General features: G+C 33.3%; 3 protein-coding genes. All 3 read right to left on the bottom strand.

Annotated features, from left to right (window positions below; all coding sequences use genetic code 11):
- Positions 1 to 23: 23 nt before the first annotated feature.
- The 3 genes from BMSHG_RS00115 to BMSHG_RS25505 all read right to left on the bottom strand — a co-directional run bounded on the left by BMSHG_RS00115 (position 24) and on the right by BMSHG_RS25505 (position 4,042).
- Complete coding sequence (locus tag BMSHG_RS00115) at positions 24 to 1,997, bottom strand: tyrosine-type recombinase/integrase (RefSeq protein ID WP_019152397.1); 1,974 nt, start codon at positions 1,995 to 1,997, stop codon at positions 24 to 26.
- Positions 1,994 to 3,136 (bottom strand): tyrosine-type recombinase/integrase, encoded by a 1,143-nt coding sequence (locus BMSHG_RS00120; RefSeq protein ID WP_019152398.1) that lies wholly within the window; start codon positions 3,134 to 3,136, stop codon positions 1,994 to 1,996. The genes BMSHG_RS00115 and BMSHG_RS00120 overlap by 4 nt, the downstream gene beginning before the upstream one ends.
- A gap of 192 nt (positions 3,137 to 3,328) precedes the next feature.
- The gene (locus BMSHG_RS25505; RefSeq protein WP_019152399.1) at positions 3,329 to 4,042 is read right to left on the bottom strand and encodes an inositol monophosphatase family protein; all 714 of its coding nucleotides are present in this window, start codon (positions 4,040 to 4,042) and stop codon (positions 3,329 to 3,331) included.
- Positions 4,043 to 4,065 lie beyond the last annotated feature (23 nt).

Below are 4,065 nucleotides of genomic sequence, written 5' to 3' on the forward strand. Positions count from 1 at the left end.
TAGCAGAAACTGTTGATTTTAGTTTAGCAGTTACATCGTCCAAGCTTTTCTAAGGCATCAATCGTCTTTCTAGTTGTTTTTATCAATAATTCATATTTCTGTTTGTCTAAATCAGAAAAACCAATCGCTAGGTCCTTACATGGACTTCCACCGTTACAAGTTAGGCAAGGAGGTTCTTCTGAATAAGGACATTTTCCATTTATTCTTGCGTGGCAGCTTCCATATGGATTATCAATTGCGTTTAATTTATGATCACGCCATAACATTTCGAGTATATCTGTTGGCATTTCATCATCTGGACTAATTTGTTTCATTTGGCCATTCATATCGAAGCTAAACAAACCCTGTTTCATTGCTTCCTCAAATACTCTTCGCTTGGTACTATCTAATAATTTTGCATACCGGACAGTCATTTCAGGAGAGGCATGAGCTAATAGTTCCTGAACTGTAAGTATATCAGCTCCACTATTTAACATTTTTACTGCATACGTGTGTCTGAACTGGTGGAATCTAAAACGATAAATATCACCATTTTCATCCACTATTCTTCTTGCCTTCGCAAGATCGTTAAGTTTTTCACTTATCCAATTGTTCGAAAATGGACGACCTTTTCTGACGCCTCTATACCTAACAAAAATAAATCGATTTGGGTTGTTTTCTTCATTACTATTCTTTTTTGATTTGTCTATTAACACAGCAAGAATATCTGCTAATTCGTCATCTATCGGTACTGAGTGATCCGGCACATTGGTTTTGGAAATGTCCGTTACTAATTGATACTTTCCATTCAGTTTGACTAAACAATCATGGTTAAGTCTTAAAGTATCAGAAATTCGCAACCCTGTTTTGAATGCTATCCAAATAATCGGTTGTACTTCCTCATGAAGATAACTTAAATTCTCAAATAACTGCTCTAATACATTATCGGGGATGAAGTTTACTTTTTCTGACCTTCTTTTATATTTTGGTTTATCTTCTGGAAAGATAAGTAGTCTAATGTCTTTTTCAGGTGCTAAATCCGAATGAACCTCTTGTAATCCCTGAAGGAATTTTTTAACTGCTGAAACTGATTTTATGATATGGTGCCGTGAATTTGTTACTCTTTGTTTAATCTTCACTTCCATATTTAGTTTCTCTAGATATTTTTCAATGTGACTTCTATTTAACATGATCAAGTTGTTCCAGTCAGGTTCCAGTGTAAAAATAAAATCTAAGAAAGGTGGGATAAAACACATATAGTTTCTAGCAGAACCCCATGTTAAATCATTTGACAATAAGCGACGTTTTAAATATTGTTTCGTTTCCTGACGGAATCTAAGATTTTTAATCACTTTAAAGTCAATTGAAGTATGACTTGATGCTTGATTAAAATACACACCATACTCTTTATTCAGATTTTTAGCTTCCCAAACATCTTTTTCCCATTCGTCGCGAAAGTCTATCAGTTTATTAAGCTCGGTAAGAAGATTTGATAAGTATTTAGCTGGAGGAGACTTAACTTTATATCCGTCCCTTTTACTAATGTATGTGGTCGATTTTCCGATTTTCTCTAACCAAAATAGCCACTCTCGGTTTGTTATATCAATATTCAAATCAATTAGAGAGTTTAGATTGGGGTGTTTGTCATTTATAAATCGGTTAAGTAATTGAATGTTATTCGCTTGTCCAACAAACATAGTGTTCATAGTCCATTCATCTCGAAATATTTTTGTATTTATAAAAAATTTAATTTCTAAATTTATTAGTTCGCTTTTGAAAGGAAAATGTATTGCTTTTCTGTTAAACGTACGATTTTCTAAATAAGGTTTAAACTGTGAAATGGTACTGAAAAAATCAATATGCCAAGAATTCTCATATAAAAAATATGGATTATTAACAATCTCTTTTTGATCATTTCCATCTTCATCAATATATCGATCTACATACGAAGATAATTCATTTCTCATGTAATCGTGTACACTTTCAAAACCATAGTTCATTAAAGAATTGGTGCTCATTCAATGTTTCCTCCATGATTATTCTTGTTATAAATTTTAAAAGCATCTTGGGCTTTTTCCCAATTATTTCGAATATCTTCTTTTGAAGGATGTAGGTATAAGTTGATGGTTGTTTGTATATTGCTGTGACCTAGCCGTTCTTGAACTTGTTTAATATCACCAGTTTGATTGTAATAAAGAGTCGCATGTGTATGACGTAAAAGGTGGGGGTGAACAGAGATGTTGCACTTTTTCCTTAACCGCTTAAAGAAAGCTGATACATCTTGATAATCCATGCCTTGGCCTGCATTTTTTCCACGTAATTTGACAAATACGAAATTTTTATGAATATCCAATTCATCTAAGATTTCGTATAAATAGTCATCATACAAATCCATCAATTCTTGGGAAACATATATTTCTCTTTCCCCTGTCTTCAACCTTGCTCCATTCTCTAAATCTCCCCGATCAACTAAACGAATTCGATGACCATTTTTATGATCAAACACGAAGTCTTCTAGGTAGAGAGAAAGTAGTTCTCCAATCCTTAATCCTGTTTCAAACAGAGTTTGTAATAGCAGTCTATCCCTAATGTTACTAGTTGCTTTAATTAATTCACTTACGTCCTCTTTAGTTAATATTTTGATTTTTCTCCTCTTCTTTTTGATTTTCAAAATGTTCTTATGTACCGATTTATTTTTATTCACATGATAAAGAAAATCTTTATACTTCCTGTGTCCCCCAGTAAAAATCTGTTTCATAACTATATCCTCAACTGCTATATCCATTTCCTCATTGCGATAAAGGTAATTGTAAAACCCTGTAATTGCAGTAAGAATAAGATTTATTGTACTTTCTGTCTTTCTTGCATTTGCAGGGTGCAGAGGGGTAGCTTTTAGATTTACATGAGGATTTCTTAACCATGCAATAAAATCTACCAAATTCTCTATTTTAATCATCTTGTAGTCTAAATTTTTTTGTTTCAAAAAAACAAAATATTGTTTTAGTGCGTAACAGTAGGTTTTTTGTGTATTACTACTTTTTTCTGTGGCATCCAAATACTTTAAGTATTTTATGACGGGAATAACTGGTATTCCTTCTCCATCTACAAGTATGTATCTCTTGGCATTATTCTCTAAGTAAATCTCTTGAACCTTCATGTACTCTCCACCTTATGCTTTCAATAATGAGTATTATTTTTAATTTATAATCGGTTAACCTCCTATCTAAGCATAATATAGTAAACATAGTATACATATTTTTTAAGACCCATTTAACTAATTTAATATATTAAAAAAAGAGAATATACGCCCTTATAATGGACATAATATCCTCTTAAAATATTACTATAGTTAATTTCCAGCGTGTCCCATAGTGGCACCTGCTTCTCTTGCTATTAACCCCGCAGCCGCAACATCCCAGTATTTAAGACTCTCTGTATGAGCATCAAGTAAGCCAGAAGCTACATAGCATATATCAATGGTTGGAGCAGCAAAACGACGTATGTCTCGACATCTAGTTACAAGATTATTTATTCTAGAAAGTGCTGGTTTTATTTGGTTTTTGTCGTGAGGAAATCCAGTCCCAATCACCGATTCAGATATTTTTGAGGTACTGCTAACCTGAAGTTTTTTACCATTATAAAAAGAACCGTTTCCGCGAATACCAGTAAATGTAATATCCATTTCTGGTGCGTGAACAACCCCAGCCAAAACGATTCCATCAACTGCAAAAGCTACTGAAACAGCAAAATGTGGAAGCCCTTTTGCAAAATTTACTGTACCATCTAATGGATCAACAATCCAAAGAGGACCGTCGAAACGCTCTTTGTTACATTCAATAGTGAGGTCCTCTTCAGAAAGGATTCGATGATCAGGATAATGAGATAAAATTGCATCACGAATGATTTGATCAGACGCAAAATCGGCCGATGTTACAAGTTCTCCAACATCCTTATATAAAACATCAATTTGTGATTCAGTTCTCATTTTAACGATATATTTACCAGCTTTTTGAACAACATTTTCTGCAAAGTTTAACAGTTTCTCCAACTTTATAAGGTCCATCTTGTCCCCCCCTTTTTTAATGT

Source organism: Robertmurraya massiliosenegalensis JC6, from assembly GCF_000311725.1.
Lineage (GTDB): Bacteria > Bacillota > Bacilli > Bacillales > Cytobacillaceae > Robertmurraya > Robertmurraya massiliosenegalensis.